Genomic DNA, 18021 nt, shown 5'->3' with positions numbered 1-18021 from the left:
TTGAATCGTAGATTCTCCTGTGATCATAATCCATCGCAGGAGAGGGAAAGTATTTTCAAATTTATACAACAATAAAACTAAATATATAATAAAAACAATTTAAAATTTAACACAATGAAAAAGACAGTTTTTTTAGCCATCATGGGGCTTTTAATGACCACATTCACCTCTTGTAATCAGGATAGAGATGATGCCATAAGCGCAAGTTCAAATGTAAATACAACTATTTCTTCCAATCTGACTTCCCGTAGTGCTTATAGTGCTTATCATCCTTCAAACAATCACGTGGCATGGGATAACTATCGTACGGTAACAAGTAGCAATATTCCTTTTGGATATACTGCTGAGGGTTGCTTCGCACGAGCCCATAAAATGAAGCAGTTATTGGAAAAAAAGGGAGTAAGGAATATGGCAAAAGTTTGGGTTTATAAGGAAAGAGGAGGTAGGCAATTAAAAAATGGTTGGTCATATCATGTTGCTCTAAAGATAGATAATTATGTTCTAGATCCTTCACTATACGAGAAGCCCATTACTCAGGAAGAGTGGGTGCAAGCTTGCAAAGCATATAATAATCAAGTAGTGGTTATGGAGACTACGGATGCTTCTCGATATGCTCCTTCAGGAGATATTCATAAAATTGGAAGAACAGGTCAGTATACTACGGATAATAATTATACGGCAACTGATTGTGTGATAAATACTATTGTAAATAGTGTTAGGAATGGTATCCCTGTTAATGTAACCCATTGTATGGGAGGATTTACAGCCCGTTAGAATTCTTATTCTGTATGTATAATACAATAGTATTCCAAGTAATGAACTTTTAAGGAGGAGATTTGATGACGTTTTTTTTGGAAATTCTACCAATGAGTTACTCCAAAAGAGAATCTACTCCCTTGTACCAGCTTCTTTTAATGAATGTTATAGGGTAGAAGTACACGTAAAATACTTCCCCCATTCTAAACTTTAATCATTATATGTATTGAATCTTAGATTCTCCTGTGATCATAATCCATCGCAGGAGAGGGAAAGTATTTTCAAATTTCTGAAACTAATAGAGTCTTATGTAGGAATACAAATTATAAAACAATTAAAAAGGCTTTTTTAGTACTCACATGCTTTGTAATGAACAAAATAACTTCCTGTAATCGGGGGCAGGAAAGTATTTTCGAATTTCTGGAAGTAGTTGGGGGCTAATAGTAAGAATATAAAATAACTTAAAATTTTTAAAACAATGAAAAAAACAATTTTTTTAGCACTAACGTGCTTAGTGATCACAACAACAACTTCCTGTAATCAGGATAGAGACCTGAATGAACCAGCTCATATGGATTCTAATATAGGATCTGCGTTGAGTAATAGAGCTGATACGGAAGAAAGTAGGAGTCTAATTCCTATCAATATTAATAAAGTGGATAATGAGTATCATATTTTGTTTGATGATGATAACTCTCTTTACACCCTTTTAGATACTCCACAAAATGCAGCATATCTCAATAAAATAAAAGGAGCAATTGGAGAGAAAGCGCTTTTAATTACGAGTAATAATTATTCAATTACTAATGTACAAGACTCACACGCTGTATATGTTGCTCAACCTATTTGTAATGAAGTTGGCTATAACAATCTGTCGGGTGTATCTAGTCTTGCTACTGTAGATCAGCTGGCGAACATGCTTTCGAAAAGATCGGAATATGTGAGTATTGCAGTGAAGTCAATCAATAATAACCAGTTCGTGTCAAATGGACTACCCAACTTTAAATATAGAATAAACGGATGCCATGCAAGAGCGCATAGAATGAGACAGTTATTAATGTATAAGGGATATAAATGTGAGAAAATTTGGTTGTTTGGGAGATTAAGAGCTATCACTGAGAATGGGAGAGCGATCAATTGGGGATGGCATGTTGCTATAGCATTAACGCTTCCAAATGGCCAGAAGAGAGTAATAGATCCTGCTTTTCAAAAAAAATCGATGACTGTGGGGGATTGGGAAGCTAAATGTTTAAATACTACTGGGCTACCGAGAGGATTTAAACCGCCTTATAAAATATCTTCAGCTTTTACTACAGAAAGTAATTGTTATACACTTGCAAACGTATCAAAAAGAGGGAATGGTGTTAATGTTACTCGACAATATGATAATTGTTATACAGAAACAACGAAGTTGTTAAGGGAATATAATAGTAAGAAGGATTAATGGATGGATTAAGAAAGTAAGAATCTGTCTCCTTGAACCTTATGAGGAATACAAATTATAAAACAATTAAAAAACGACTTTTTTAGCGCTCACATGCTTTCTAATGAATAAAATAACTTCCTGTAATCGGGGAAAGGAAAGTATTTTCGGATTTCTGAGGCTAATTGAGCCAAATAGTAAGAATATAAAATAACTTAAAATTTTTTAAAACAATGAAAAAAACAATTTTTTTAGCAGCCATGTGTTTGGTAATGGCAACAGTGACTTCTTGTAACCAGGATAGGGATATGAATGAATCTTTTGATGCAAATCCTAATATGGAATCAGTATTAAGTAGCAAAGTTAGTCAGGAGCATAACAAAAAAATGATTCCTATATGTATTAATAAAGTAAATAATGCTTATGATGTATTGTTTGATGAAGAGACATCAGTTTATACAATATCAGATACTGAACAAAATAAAAAATATGTAGAAATAATAGATAAAGCGATAGAAAATGAAAGTTCGCTTTCAATTTCTATTAATAATAATTCGATTACTAGTGCGAAGGTAGCACACTCTTCCTATCCTCGTCGTTCATATGATTGTCCTGAGGCTGATTATAAGGGCCTTAAAGATTTTAGTAACTTGGGCCAAATAAAAAACTTTGCGAGTTTACTGTCGAAGGCAGGCAGCTATAAGCGAACTCCGGTTCAACGTAATAACGGTTTTACTGCTTATTCATGGGGAATTCCCAACTTTGAGTATAGGACAGATGGATGTTATGCGAGAGCTCATAGAATGAGACAGATATTAAAAAACTATGGTTACAAATGTGAGAAAATTTGGTTATTTGGTAATCTAAGAGCAAAAAGTGGTAATAAAACAATTAGATGGGGGTGGCATGTAACTATAGCGGTAAAGCTTACAAATGGTTATAAAATGGTAATAGATCCTGCTTTTCAAGATACACCTATGTCTGTGAAAGAGTGGGAGGATAAGTGTCTTAATAAAAGTGGTATGAATTATAATGAGAGAATGCCTTATAAGATAGCCTCGGCCTTTACTACCTCAAGTAAATCTTATCTACTACACAAGGTTAGGGGGGGTAGATATACTCAATCTTATGATAACTGCTATGAAAAAACAACAGCTACCTTAAATAGTTATAGACATAGGAGAGATTAAAATTAAAAATCAGTCTCCTATATTTTGTAAAATCAAATCTAGGAGACTTCTATTGATCATCATGTCTTATTTAAAACATTTATTAAGCTAAATAATACAATAAAGAATATTAGAATAGTAATAATTTAAAACATTAAAAAAATGAAATTCAATTTTTCGGTAGGAATTATAATTGTCGTTTTATTATGTAGTTGCAAGGATGAGCACATTTTAGAAGAAAATAGCCCTGATCAAAACTCGTCAAAACCAGGGAGTATCTATGATGGACCGGCTACTCAATTAATCAAAACAAAAATAAATAATAATTCGTCGAGCTATTCCGGTAAAAATGCTTCGAATTGTGAGGAAATCACTGAAAATCAACAAAAAACTTTTGATAGTTTTACAAGACTTGGGACGGGTGCTGAATTGATGTGGCCCGGCAATATTATCCAAGGAAAAACGATTAAAACAGGTCAATTGGCCACTATTCCTATTAGTGACCAAGGAAGAAATCCTATTGAAGTAAAAGTAGATGCATTTTCTTCAAACTCTCGTGTTCGTAGCTCCAGAGTTATAGACAATCCTACTCCGGGAAAAGTACAAAATGCTCTGGGACAAATTATCAATAGTTATTATGATTCAGGAACCAGCTTTCCGGCTAACTATAGTATTGATATACAAAGAACATTTAGTAGTAAGCAGCTACAATTAGCTCTTAATATAGGGTATACAGGCACGGCAGGTCTTGATGGAGGGACTAATTTTGGCTTTAATTTCAATAAAAATAAAACATACTATGCTGTTACTCTTAAGCAAAAATTTTTCCAAGTTTCTGTTCATGCAAAAACAGGGTTAAAAGGGAATGACGGATGGATCAAAAGCAGTTATCCGCAAGCGCAATTGACCCCTTATATCAAACAAGATAATCCACCAACGTATATTTCAACGGTAACGTATGGACGACTTTATACTCTTGTTTATGAATCGGAAGAAAGTGCTACAAAAATTGAACAAGCGCTCAATTTTGCCTATAAAAATCCGGCAGCTTCTATTAGCGCTTCTCAAAAAGCAGCTTTTGCCTCTACATTACAAAATGCCAGAGTATATGTAAAACAATTGGGAGGAAGTGCTACAGCAGGACTAGAATCTTCAATGAGTACGTTAGCAGGAAGTTTTGATGCGGTAAGAAACTTTATAGTGACCGGTGCAGAAACTTCAAAAACAAATCCTGGATACCCTATTGAGTATACTGCCATCAATATTGCATCCAATCTACCAGTTACTGTAAAAGTAACAGCGCCGGTAAGCTATAGAAACTGTGTGGACAATACTTACAAATTTGTTTTAAAAAATGTAGATTATGCCACACTTCCTATTATTTTTAGAACAGAAAGCAATTCTAACCATAGTGTATATTATCTTGGAAGCGGAGAAAAAATTGAACTTCCTTACAATAATAATTTAAGGCAGTTTACCTATAAAAATAGTCCGATAAAAGAAATTGACCTTAATAAAGGGAATGCGGCGGATGATATTAAATTTGAAGAAAAAGATCATACGCGTGATAATAGATATCCTTATATAAGCTATAGAAGTCAAAACATGGGATATGGGGTTCGCTCTAAACTGTTTGATAATTATAAAGACATCCAAACAACTATTGCAAAACCTGCGGAAGATAAAGACGGTATTAATGGAGGAGGCGCAGCCATACTGAATGCCACAAAAGATATAAGAAATAATGCTCTTGTCGTGGAAATAAAAAGAAAATAGTAAAGGCTGATATAAATGGAATGGTAAAATGAAAAGGAGAGTAAAATTTACTGAACTTTACCATTTAAAAGATAGTTATAGTGACTATTTTCTATCAACATAATGCAAAACTCCCCTAGCAGGCAACTGTTAGGGGAGTTGATGTATAAAAGGGTATGCCAGATTTTTTATTTATACAGTCGATACGTTCTATTTTTTCTTCTTATTAAGAATAAGACACCACATATTTTGTAATCAAATATTAGATGTCATTGTAATTTTACAATCACTTCATCGCATCCATTCATTTTGAATTTGAAATACACTATACCTTAGCGGTGTGAAAAAAAAGATTGTAAATGTGTTTTACATAAAATAAATATCCCTTACTCACTGCTTTTCTATTACTCATAGGAAATGAATGCCAAAAAATAAGGATACGATTTTTAAATTATTTAGAAAATAACCCGGAAAATTTGAGGGTAATAGTTGAATGGTGTAGGATAAATAGGGATTGATTATGATGATGGAAATAATCATTTGAATATAATAGATTGTAAAGTCTATTACAAGTTGAATTTTAAAATTAGGTTTGTTTGTAGGGTATTTCTAGCGCTGTTTATGAAATAAATAGTACAAAATAAATAGATTTTCCTCGTAATTGATTTTTTATCCAAGGGCTTTTATTGAGTCCTTGGTATAAAATTAATGTTAATAAACGATGATTATTTTCCTCCTATTACTACTCTTCGTCATCTAGAGTAGATGGAATCAAAACCTAATTAATATTGAAAGGAATTTGCTCTAGCCTTAAAAAGGTAGAGAAGGAAATTCGAGTATATGGCTTAATTAAAAACACAATAAAAAATACTTAAAAAATGAAAAAACAATTTATTACAGCGATGACAGTATTAATGAGCGCATTTGCGTTAGGACAAGTGGGAATAAATACAGAGACTCCCCAGTCTACATTAGATATTGTAGGAACTTCTTCTGCAAATTCCCCTGACGGAGTATTGGTTCCTCGCTTCACGGTAGCACAGCTTGCAGCTAAAGACGCTGCTTATGGTGCTTCTCAAGATGGAGTACTCGTATTTGTTACCTCAGGCACGGGATCCTCAGGGAAAACCTCTGATATTATCGGATCGGGGTTTTATTACTATGACAATTCTGTTTCCAAGTGGAAAATTGTAGGAGGAAATTCAGCTTCAGCCTCTTTTAATGTAACAGCGGAGCAGACTTCAGATTATACAGTTTTAGCAACTGATGATTATATTAAGTTGAGAATTACTACTTCCGGACACACTTTAACCCTTCCTACATCCGGAATTGCGGTAGGTAAAAAGATCTATGTATCCAATACCGGATCGAGTAACATCGATATTTATCCTGTACCTAACAATACTTCAACAATGCAAGTGCAGGCCGGAGCATCAGGTATACTGCTGTATATAGGAGGAACTGGTACAGGGTCATGGGACTGGGTGACAGGATATTAGTAAGAATTTAAAAATATATTAACACATAAGAATACCAAAAAATGAAAAATAAATTTATTAATATAAAAAAAATACTTCCGTTGGTTCTTTTACTGCTGGTAAGTTATTGTTATGGACAAGTGAGAGTTGTGAATAGTAATCAACTTCCGGTAGCATTTAATAGTTCAGCATTTATTGATGCTTCTTCCAACCCTGAAACTAATTTGACCCCTAATATAGGTAAAGGGTTATTATTTCCAAGAACAGATTTAACTAAGTTTAATGCTTTTTCCCAAGGACCATTTAACGGTTTGGCAAACAATTATCCATATTACTATGACGGCTTTATAGTTTTTAATACTGCTAATGGTGAGAAGGCTTTAGTAGGGAATACAGAAGGACAATTATGTAGAGGGTTTTGGTATTATGACAATCCATCTGAGAATATTGAAGGAGGAACATGGAGACCTCTGAGAGATAATTTGTGTTCCCAAACAAACCCTCCGGTGATTACGGCACTTAATTGTTTACAACCTACCACTACAGGAACCCTTACGCAAGGGGTCGCTGCTTCCAGTGTAAGTGTACAAGTTCCTTATACCGGAGGTAATGGAGAAGCTTATTCCGCAGGAACAGCTATTCCATCTACAGATGTAACGGGGCTTACTGCTACTTTACAAGCGGGTACTTTGGCGAATGGAAATGGTACGTTAACTTATACCATTTCGGGTACGCCTGCGAATTCGGGTACAGCACATTTTGCGATTTTATTCGGAGGACAAAGTTGTGATTTACAAGTGACGGTTGCGCCGGCATCATCTCCGGTTGTGCTAAACTGTAGTGGAGCTATACATTATCCTCTGGCAAATCCCAATATTCCTCAAAGTTTGAATCCTCCTTTATACCCAGGTACGTATTATACTACTATTCCATTTACCGGAGGAACTGGAACTTACGGGAGTCAAACAATTCCTTCGGATGGTCAAGTATTGGGGTTAGTTGCTACTTTGAGAGCAGGTCAAATGAGTGATCATCAATTAATATTTGATATTAGCGGCCAAACTATTAATTCAGGAACAGCAATTTTTGTTTTTACTTTTCAAGAGCAAGTTTGTTCTTTTACGAGAACTGTTGTTGGGGGTGGAGGTCCTGATCCTTCTAATCCTGATACAGTCGTAATGTGTGGTTCTAGTAAAGCTTGGAAAAGATCTAATATCGGAGCGGATACAAATAATCCTGACACACCTACTATAAATAGTATAGGTAATTATTATCAGTGGGGAAGAAATACAGTAAGAGGTACAGGTACAAGTTTAGGTGCCCAGCCTGGTTGGGATAGTAATAATTCTATAGCTGCTACTTCATGGAATTTGGGAACAGAATTTTCTCCTATTAAAAATACAGCCAATGATCCTTGCCCTTCAGGATTCCGTGTGCCAACAAATACAGAATGGAGTACCTTAATTAACAACAATACACCAAGTCGTATAGGAACATGGGCGACTAATCTAAATACTTATACATACGAAGGTTCGGCCTTGGTGCTTACTTGTTCGTCTAATAAACTAACTTTGCCGGCGAGTGGAGTCCGTGGAAGAACTTCTTTCGATGGGGCAGTTTATGAGTTTGGGTATGGGGGCTTCTATTTTAGTAGTACACCCAATAATGATACTGCTGCTATTTCGCTTAGCTTTACTAATAGTACCTTAAGTAGTGCAGCAGCTTTCAAATCTAATGGAACCGCCATCCGCTGTATAGCAGAATAAAAATTATTTGTTAAAAATCAAAAGATAGAAAAGTAAATTTTCATCGTAATTGAGTTTTCCAAGGGCTATATGACGACCCTTAGTCCTTGGATCTCTTTTATCTTATTATATTTCATAGCAATGAAAAAAACAATAATGCATTACCTCTTACGCTTTTTGGATCATTGCATATGGGCAGGTCGTAATAGGGAAAAGTAGCTCAGGCAGGTTAAGATATTTACGATCTCATAACTTATTATAGTAACGGGTGAGCCCATCTTTATTCATTCTTCATTCTCTCTACTAAATAAAATTTTATTGTTATAAAATAACCAAATATGGTTTTCAATAGTACAAATACATATTCAGGTAGCTATATGAATTGGATATAGGATGATTGATCTCTGCTATTTTGTAGTAAATAATCCCAAACATAAAAAATATGAAAAATAAATTTATCTATAAAAAAATGTACTTACTGTCGTTTTTATACTGTCAGTAAGGTACTATAATGGCTAAATAAGAATTACCAATAGTATTAAATCAAGTAGTAATCAATAGTTCTACTTCATAGATACCTCTTCTAATCCGATCTTTAATTCATCAGCTAATATGGGAAAAGAAATGGTATATCCTCGGATTTCTCTCGGTAGATCATTCTCCCGTCTATCTCCAACATTCATTAATGATAGTAAAGCATTAGCAGCTATTCACCAATAGAGCTTCTGCTCTAGGATCAGTATCTGGAATGTATTCAATATCATGAATACTTATGCGAAAGCAGAAGATATCTTATAATACTAAGAAGTAAATAAGCATCAATATAAACTTAAAAAGGGTATGAAGCATGAATAAAATACTTATTGCTGATCATCATTATGTAACAGTAAAAGGAATCACATCTATATTAAAATGTATTAATCCGGATATTGCTGTTGAGCACGTTATAGACAAAGAAAGTCTTTTAGAAAAAATCACATATAATCAATATGACCTTCTGATTTTGGAGATTAAAATATTCTCAAATATTTTTGCTCCTATTATACGCGAATTAAAAGGGCTTAATCCCGATCTTAAAATCATGGTTTTTACAGAGAGTAATGAGGATTTGATCATTCCTTATTTGTGTGGAGGAGCGCAAGCTTATCTTTATAAATCAGCTACAAAGGAACAATTACGGGAAGCTTTACAATCTATTTTTAGTATGGGGTTTTATTATCAACAGGAATTATTCCATGATTTAATCCATAAGATGAAAGGAGGAAATATGCATCCTTATACTTCCCTAGAGAGATTGTCAGAGAGAGAAAGAGAGGTTTTCTATTATTTAGTGGAAGGAAATGGAATGTTGGAAATTGCTAATCTACTGCAAATTCATCAATCAACTGCCAGCATTTATAAAAAACACATTTTTGAGAAACTTCAAATCAATTCTTTGGCTGAGCTTATCAATTTCCATAATAAACATAAAGTATATATGAGCCACGGAAATGAATTTGAATAATATTTTACTTTTTAATTCAATGTAAGTATGAAAAGGAAACCCTTTACGTTTAAGAATTTTCATATAGGGGAATTGATTCATCTTAAAGTGTTGGAAGATAGAATAGATTCCTTCGATATCTGTAGTCTTTTTAATTGTGAAGAAGAGGAACTGGAAAAAATGTATGCTTCTAACAGTCTGGATTTGGATATTTTGCTAGCCTGGAGTAAACTCCTAAAGTATGATTTTTTCAGAATTTATTCTCAACATCTTATTCTTTATACGCGGTATTCAACCTCTTGGGCAAAGAGTCCAAAAAAGAGTAGTAAACCTTTAGAGTTTCGGAAGAATATTTATTCCAAAGGGATTATTGATTTTATTTTGGATCTTATCAATAAAGGAAAGAAGACCCCTCAAAAAATTATGGAAGATTATGGAGTCCCTTCCAGCACGTTGCATACATGGCTCATAAAATATGGACAGACTATAGAATAATGGAGAAAGAAATGTCTCTTATTCTACACCCCTTAATTAAAATATTCCCTTTTTAAGTAAGAATATTAAAAAAACAATGTAAATAAACTGTTAATTAGAATGAAATCCACGATTAATTATAAACGCATTTTTTCGGATATTTTGGACCAAAAATACCCGGAAAAAAAGGAGATATGTAAAGATCTTCTCAATAAAGAAATATTATCGACAATAGATATTATAGATTTGAATAAAAGAATTTTTGATACTGTTGATGAAAAAACAGAATCTTTTAACCAAAACCACAAAGCTTATAATCAGTCTAGTGTTTTATATATATTGGATTATCAAAAACAAAATAGGCTTAATAATTCTCAAGTGGCCAAACATTTTAAGTTGAGCCGATACACTCTTAGGAAATGGAAAAAGAGATATCTTGTGTAAGAGATAGCAAGGTTTTTTCCTCAAATTCTTTTATTAGATAGCTAGTTTCAATAAATACTTTATGATATTTCTCAGTACTCATTAAAATACAAAGAGAATTATAAAAATAGAACATTTATCTATAATGATAGATAAAAATGATAATATTAAAACATTTAAAACTTTATTAACCATGAAGAAAAAATTTTCATTATTTTTATTAGTGAGTAGTTGTATTGTATCAGGGCAAGTCGGTATTAATACAATTAATCCTCAAGGGACTTTTAATATTGATGGAGGAAAAGATAATCCAACAATAGGTATGCCTTCTGTTGCACAACAAGCCAATGATGTGGTGGTAACACCGGAGGGAAATATAGGAATAGGAGTAACAAACCCTACGGCAAAATTGGAAATTACTTCGGGAACGAATGGAATTTCAGGTTTGAAGTTTAATAATATTAATAGTTCTACACTTCCCAACAGTAATATAGCAAGTCTAGGAATTGATAGTAATGGTAATGTAGGAGTTCAAAGTACAGCTCCTATATTAACCGCATTTAAATCATTTAGTATTGATCAGAATGTGGCTTCTAATTCTTTAATTACTATTGGAACTCTTGAATTCAGGTATGCTAATACGAACTGTTCGGGAGCTAATTCTTATATGCAAATACGTTCTACTTCGGGTTCAAATAATATAGGAATGATTCATGGCGCTTATCTGTCTGCCCAAAACACTACGGGCTTTGTGAATACTTTGCCAACCACTATTTCTCCTACATTTATGGATATTACAATGGCTCCTATGAACTGTATACAGGATGGGCATGCTCAATTTTCTTTTTTCTCTTATGTAGATAGAACTTATTATAGAGTGAATGTGCATATTGCTGACGGAGATAGTTTAGGTTTTGGGGCTTTGGGGTATATTTTTGTTGAGTTCCAAAAATAAATCGTTTTTAAAGAAGGATTATATTATTACTATTTTATTAAGGCGTTTCTGTCAGATTTTAATGGAAGAGGCAGAACGCCTTATTTATAGGAATATAGAAATAAAGCTGGAGTTGCCAAAAAGTTTTCGTGTCATCGTAATTCTACAATCGTATCATTGAATCCATTCATTCTTAAAATGGAATGGTCTGTATTTTAGCTCAAATAAAAACGACTTTTGTTAAATATAAAAAACAAAGGAAAAAATAACCGGAAATATTTATTCTATTTTCTAATTCAGATCACATTGAGATGTATGAATGATTGTATATACACTATAAATAAAATGTTTTCATTGTAATGTGATACACGAGATCCAAAAGGAAATCGTACCTCTGGGATTTTACTAAATAGTTCAACAATAAATAATCATTGGGAGTTTTATTCTTTGGGTTTTCAAAAACAAAATGAATTTTTTGAAGAAAGCACAAATATGTTGTGCTTCACTAATAACTCATAATACACTTGAAAACAATGAAAAAGAGAAAATTATTACCTTTAGTTTTTATTGGTATAATGACTTCGGGACAGGTTGGGATAAACACCCCTTCTCCGAAGGCCACTGTAGATATTGTGGCAAAAAATACCGATGGTAGTTTACCCGAAGGGATTCTTGTTCCTAAACTCACGGGAGATGTTCTTTTTACTGCTTCCACCTTAGGAACGTATGGATCAAATCAGAATGGTGTTATAGTATTTGTTACGCAACCTGCCAGTAATGCCAATCAGATAGGACAGACGGTTCAAATTGATGAGGTCGGATTCTATTATTTTGATGCTGGTCAAAATCGGTGGAAAAAATTGGGGAGTAGTAGTAATATCTATAACTCAGATGGAACTTTATCTAGTACACGTCATGTTATAATGGATGGAAATAATTTAGGTTTTACCGGTGGAAGAATTGGGATGGGGACAAGCTCTCCCGATCCTTCAGCCATATTGGATCTTACCAGTACTACCCTTGGACTTTTGCCTCCGCGAATGACTAAAGTTCAGATGGATGCGATACAGAATCCTTTGTATGGCCTTGTTGTTTTTTGTACAGATTGTTTTGGTGCGAATAAAGGATGCTTAATGATCAATGATTCTGTTGCTCCTACTACCCCTAATTGGGGCTCGTTATGCTCGACAAATGTTGCTACCGGAATTATTGATGATCTTCAATGCGCAAACGCAACTACTTCAGGCGCTTTACATTCCGGAATTATAGTAAGTGGAGTAACTACCACTATCCCTTATTCGGGAGGCCATAATGGAACGCACTTTGCGGGGAACTTTAATTCTACGGGAGTAACCGGGTTAGTTGCCCATATAAATGATGGATTTATCTCTGATGGGAATGGTTCTTTGGTATTTGAGATTACTGGTATACCTTCAGGTGCGGGTACGGCTAGTTTTAACATTACGGTAGGAGAAAAAACGTGTACATTTACGGTGGATGTAGATGATTTTACTGCAAGTGTTACTTCAATAGATTGTGGTAACGGTGTATTCTCTCCGGCATCTATCATTCAAGGGCAGTCTTATACGGGCACTCTTACTATTCCTTACACAGGAGGAAATGGTGACTCTTATCCTCAGCAACAGTTTAGCCAAAATGGTTTAACCTTTACACTGCCTGCGGGAACATTAGCCACCGGAAATGGGAATTTTATATATACTATCTCGGGTATTCCAACCAGTGCCTTGACGATGTCTATTCCTATTAGTTTTGGCAATGTCTCATGTAATGTAAGTACAGTAGTGACCACAGCGGGAGGCGGAAGTGTAGTGACGATGTGTATGGGGAATAATACGACGAAAGTCTGGATGGCACATAATTTAGGAGCAGATACAAGTCTTGATCCGGATATTCCTATAAAGCAAATTCATGGAAATTATTACCAGTGGGGAAGTAGTACGATTGTAGCGGACGCTGATACGCCAGCAGGTGCTATAAGTGGATGGGATGCTGCGTTTTATGCTCCTGATTTGTCTTGGAATGGAAGTGGAAATGAAAATGCTCCTATGAAAACAGCAAATGATCCATGCCCTTCAGGATTCCGTGTCCCAACAAGAAACGAATGGGGTGCTCTAAGAAATAATAGTACTGTTAGTAAAACAGGTTCCTTCACCAATAGTGCTTCCAATTTTGGATCTGCTCTTATTTATACTTGCGGAAATAATAAAATAACACTACCGGCTACTGGAGGACGCTCTATCAATAATGGATCCTTGGAAAACCGAGGATTAGGAGGTGGTTACTCAAGTAGTACAGCTATTGATAATACTAATGCCTATGGCCATAACTTTAATCTTTTATCAGGTGAGATATTTCCTGCACGTTCGGATAAAAAAACCAATGGTCAACCGGTTCGTTGTATCCAAGAATAAATGAATAGTATTTATTTTAATTTAATATAATATAAAAAATACATTATATAAAAATTATAAATTAGTGTAGATACATCATTCATCATCCTTAATGTATTTTTGTTCCGGAGATAATCTTCTCCGGAATTTTGTTTTTTAGATCAATATACCTTCCGGGAAATATACTTTTCATAAAAATTCCTTATAAGTATTTTTAATATTTTCAATTGAAATTGTCATTATGTGGTGTTTTTTTTGTAGATTTATTATTACATTTATATAGGTGTAGTTCGCTATATTTGTCACGAAAACACGATGGGAATATCACAAATGAGGCTATATTGTTTACTTTTTCTCTTATTTTTTATACAGGCACATACTCAAAATTACAGTTATAAATGGTATGGAAACGGGTATGGAAGTGGTAATGGGGAAGAGTTGCCACAAAATAGCATTATTGATATCATTAAAGATAAGTATGGCTTTATATGGTTTTCTACAAAATCTGGGTTACTAAAATACGATGGAAAAAAGTTTCTAATCTATAAGAATTTTGATAGAATATATGGGGGTAATTTTTTCGGAAATGTGGATAAGGATAGTATAAGTGTTCCAGTTCTTCATGATGATCGGAGTGTCATTATATCTAAAAGAAATCCAATGTGGTCCAAGAAAAAAGATGACAGTTCTTTTATTAAAAATAAATACTATAGGCTAGTAAAAAATAGTTTATTAAATGATAATAGTATTGATTCTTTTTTTATTAAGATAGGTTCAGGAATATATTATTTAAATAATGACGGGGATATTGAGTTTGAAAATAAAGATAAATTAAAAAAAGAAAATATAAATTTTAGATATACTTCCAAAAATTTAAGAAGTATTTTCTCCCATAATGACTATTTATTTATAGCGGAGCCAGAACGAAGAAGAACAGTATTTTTTCATGAAGGAAAAGCATATTATGATAATACTCCGACATTATATAATGATCCTAAATCTAACATTTATTGGCACTCGATAACCAACCAAGTTTTTATTCTTAATGGCGGGAATATTTATATAAGTAAGTTGATTAATAATAAATTGGTGTTAGTGCATCTAGTTAAATATGATAATCTTGAAAGAGAATTCTCAACATCTATGTTTTACGATGAAGAATTTGGGAAATTATATATGGGGACTCTTACAAAAGGACTTAATATTTTGACTCTTACAAAATTTTACACTTCTCAAAAAAAAATTCCTTATGCCCAGGAGTCTATATATGCAGCTTTACCATACAGTAAAAATTCTGTTATTACTCAAGAGGGGATTGAATATTATAGAGATAAAACTAGACTTATATTTCCCTATAAAAGAGGAATGGATCCTAGGGCTATTTTGTATGATAGTTCTCATAATTTGATTTATGAGTATTTCTCTAAGATTCGGATACGTAGTAAAAAGTCAAATTTTATTAAAGAAGATTCTATTAATTATTTCAGGAGAATGAAAGCCGTTTTTAAAAGTGGAAAAGAACATATGATGACGGTTTTCGATACCAAAATGGCTCCACGCTTCTTGTATTTTTTTACTGATGAAAGTTTTAGTTGTATTAGAAATAAAATATTATTTCCTTCCGGTGTGAATGTTATATTGAGCTTAAATGATGATTTGTTATATGTAGGATGTGATGATGGATTGTATTTAGTCTCTGTTAAAAAAAATAAAATAGAAAAAAAACTTGCTGCCAATATCTCCATTAAGAATATTATAAAAACTAAAGATGGAAATCTTTGGGTTACTACACATGGGAATGGATTTTTTTTCTTTAAAAATAATACACTTTTTAAGCTGCCTAATGATAGAAATAATTATTTAGCAGAAGCACATATGATTTTGGAAGATCATAAAAATGATTTTTGGATCAGTTCCAATAACGGATTATTTAAGATTGCTAAAAAAAAATTACTCAACTATGTCAAGGATAAAAAAACTCAAGTAAATTATTATAGATATACTACTGAACATGGTTTTTTAAATAATGAATTTAATGGAAGTTCTACTCCAGCTGCTAATATATTGGAAGATGGAGACTTTGTTTTTCCTTCCATGGAAGGATTTGTTTTTTTTAACCCTGATGAAATAAAAACATATTTTCCAAAGCAGGATCATATCTTTATTGAAAGAGCATCTATTGATAATAAACCAATAGCTTTTAAAAATAATCTTTCGATTGACGGAACCTATAAAGTGACCGATATATATATAGACATTCCTTATTATTATAAGGACATAGAAAATACTTATATGGAAGCCAAGCTGGAAAAAGATAATAGGGGAGAATGGAAAGTGATTAATAATGATAGAAAATATACGATCAATAAGATGCCACCCGGAAAATATAACTTATTGGTTCGATTTATAACTTCAGAAAACGGGACTTTTGCTTATAAAAAAGTAGGTGTTGAGATTCTTCCGCGATTTTATGAAACCTTTTTATTTCGGATTTTAGTTATTGCTTTAGGACTTACAATCATTGTTTTTCTTATAAGAATAAGAACATATTCTTTGAATAAAAAGCTGAAAAAAACAAGTCATAATCTTACGATAACCAAAATCAAACTGAAAAATGAGTCCCAATATCAACAACAGTTGGTAGAATCAATAAGTCATGACATTACCAGTCCTTTAAGATTTATCTCTTTACTATCACAACAGCTTCGTGAAATAGACAGTCCTTCTGTTCAAAAAGAATATTTTGAGAGCATTTATGAATCGGCCGAGCAATTATACAAATTTACTCTCGGGTTAAAATCCTATACTCAATTGTATAAAGAAAAAATTGATATTAAGAGTGAGGAATATGTGCTTTATCCCTTAGTACAAGAAAAAATATTAATATTCCAAAATATTGCCAAGCAGAACGGGACCTTTATCAAGAATTCTTGTGATCAAAAATTGAAAATCAATATAAATAGAGATGTGATGGGGGCAATATTACATAATCTTATTGATAATGCAGTAAAGCATACGGTAAAAAGTGAAATTATAATTTCTACAGAAATAAATGATAAGTATGTTGAAATTAAAATAGCTGATAAAGGGATAGGAATGTCTCAAGAACAAATGGATTATTATACTGAGGTTCTCCAGGGAAGGGACGAGTTTAAGGATTATGGATTAGGTTTACATATGGTTGTTCAATTAGTTAAAAAAACTAATACACAAATGCGTTTTCAGGCCAATGTTCCCCATGGAACCATTGTAAGTATAATTTTAGACCCACAATTATAACACAATATAAATATTATCACACTATGAGTAAAAAAATATTAATTGCAGATGACCACCATGTGGTTCGAGTAGGAACTGCCCTCGTTCTTAATAAGACGTTCCCGGATTACTCCATTGAATATGCCATCAACTATCCGGAGGTTAAAGAAAAATTAAAAATCGATAGATTTGACCTTATATTTCTGGATATTGATATGCCTGGAAGTATTCGTAAGGGAATGGTTAAAGAATTAAAAACTATTCAAGAGGATGTGTTGATTATCATATTTTCAAATTATAAGGAACATATAGCGATTCAATATATTCATGAGGGAGCAGATGGCTTCCTAAACAAGTTAAGTGATGAGGAAAGTTTAGTTGATGCCGTAAATAATGTATTTAAGGATGGATTTTATTATTCGCGTCAAATTATAAAAAAAATGAGAAATAATTCAGAAAATAATGATCCCAGAACGATATTATCAAAAAGAGAGTATGAAGTTTTCGAGTTATTGGCAAAAGGAAATGGAAATCTTGAAATTGCAAGTATTTTAAATTTAGAACCCCCTACCGTAGGAACTTATAAAAAAAGAATATATGAAAAACTAGATGTGGAAAATACGATAGAAATTTTTCTAATATATAATGATCTACATTAAGGATACTCTGAAATAAAAGATGAGGGTTTTGTATTTTTAAAGGTTATTTACAC

At 33.0% G+C, this 18021-nt stretch carries 13 protein-coding genes; all 13 read left to right on the top strand.

Annotation, left to right across the window (positions count from 1 at the left end):
- The first annotated feature begins 114 nt into the window (after nucleotides 1-114).
- Complete coding sequence (locus CHRY9293_RS02205; protein ID WP_162031404.1) at nucleotides 115-774, top strand: protein-glutamine glutaminase family protein; 660 nt, start codon at nucleotides 115-117, stop codon at nucleotides 772-774.
- 460 nt (nucleotides 775-1234) lie between these two features.
- Nucleotides 1235-2200 carry a protein-glutamine glutaminase family protein gene (locus CHRY9293_RS02200; RefSeq protein ID WP_162031403.1) on the top strand — a complete coding sequence of 322 codons (966 nt, stop codon included), beginning with the start codon at nucleotides 1235-1237 and terminating at the stop codon, nucleotides 2198-2200.
- 212 nt (nucleotides 2201-2412) lie between these two features.
- Nucleotides 2413-3369 carry a protein-glutamine glutaminase family protein gene (locus CHRY9293_RS02195; protein ID WP_162031402.1) on the top strand — a complete coding sequence of 319 codons (957 nt, stop codon included), beginning with the start codon at nucleotides 2413-2415 and terminating at the stop codon, nucleotides 3367-3369.
- Between the two features lie 141 nt (nucleotides 3370-3510).
- The gene (locus tag CHRY9293_RS02190) at nucleotides 3511-5124 is read left to right on the top strand and encodes a thiol-activated cytolysin family protein (RefSeq protein WP_162031401.1); all 1614 of its coding nucleotides are present in this window, start codon (nucleotides 3511-3513) and stop codon (nucleotides 5122-5124) included.
- An 857-nt stretch (nucleotides 5125-5981) separates the two neighbouring features.
- On the top strand, nucleotides 5982-6602 hold the full coding sequence (locus CHRY9293_RS02185) for a hypothetical protein (RefSeq protein WP_162031400.1): 621 nt from the start codon (nucleotides 5982-5984) through the stop codon (nucleotides 6600-6602).
- A gap of 41 nt (nucleotides 6603-6643) precedes the next feature.
- Nucleotides 6644-8347 (top strand): fibrobacter succinogenes major paralogous domain-containing protein, encoded by a 1704-nt coding sequence (locus tag CHRY9293_RS02180; protein ID WP_162031399.1) that lies wholly within the window; start codon nucleotides 6644-6646, stop codon nucleotides 8345-8347.
- A gap of 826 nt (nucleotides 8348-9173) precedes the next feature.
- Nucleotides 9174-9830, top strand: a complete 657-nt coding sequence (locus CHRY9293_RS02175) for a LuxR C-terminal-related transcriptional regulator (RefSeq protein WP_162031398.1) — start codon at nucleotides 9174-9176, stop codon at nucleotides 9828-9830.
- A gap of 27 nt (nucleotides 9831-9857) precedes the next feature.
- Nucleotides 9858-10304 (top strand): transposase, encoded by a 447-nt coding sequence (locus CHRY9293_RS02170; protein WP_162031397.1) that lies wholly within the window; start codon nucleotides 9858-9860, stop codon nucleotides 10302-10304.
- A 99-nt stretch (nucleotides 10305-10403) separates the two neighbouring features.
- Nucleotides 10404-10727, top strand: a complete 324-nt coding sequence (locus tag CHRY9293_RS02165; protein ID WP_162031396.1) for a helix-turn-helix domain-containing protein — start codon at nucleotides 10404-10406, stop codon at nucleotides 10725-10727.
- A gap of 172 nt (nucleotides 10728-10899) precedes the next feature.
- Entirely contained in the window at nucleotides 10900-11661 is a 762-nt protein-coding gene (locus CHRY9293_RS02160) for a hypothetical protein (RefSeq protein ID WP_162031395.1), read from the top strand.
- Between the two features lie 512 nt (nucleotides 11662-12173).
- A complete protein-coding gene (locus CHRY9293_RS02155) occupies nucleotides 12174-14072 on the top strand; it encodes a fibrobacter succinogenes major paralogous domain-containing protein (protein ID WP_162031394.1) in 1899 nt (632 codons plus the stop codon).
- 294 nt (nucleotides 14073-14366) lie between these two features.
- Complete coding sequence (locus CHRY9293_RS02150) at nucleotides 14367-17330, top strand: sensor histidine kinase (protein ID WP_162031393.1); 2964 nt, start codon at nucleotides 14367-14369, stop codon at nucleotides 17328-17330.
- A 23-nt stretch (nucleotides 17331-17353) separates the two neighbouring features.
- Nucleotides 17354-17968 (top strand): response regulator transcription factor, encoded by a 615-nt coding sequence (locus CHRY9293_RS02145; RefSeq protein ID WP_162031392.1) that lies wholly within the window; start codon nucleotides 17354-17356, stop codon nucleotides 17966-17968.
- Nucleotides 17969-18021 lie beyond the last annotated feature (53 nt).

Source organism: Chryseobacterium potabilaquae, assembly GCF_902728265.1.
GTDB classification, from domain to species: Bacteria; Bacteroidota; Bacteroidia; order Flavobacteriales; family Weeksellaceae; genus Chryseobacterium; species Chryseobacterium potabilaquae.
The sequence above is the reverse complement of the archived record's forward strand: the minus strand, read 5'-3'. Positions and strand labels throughout refer to the sequence as shown.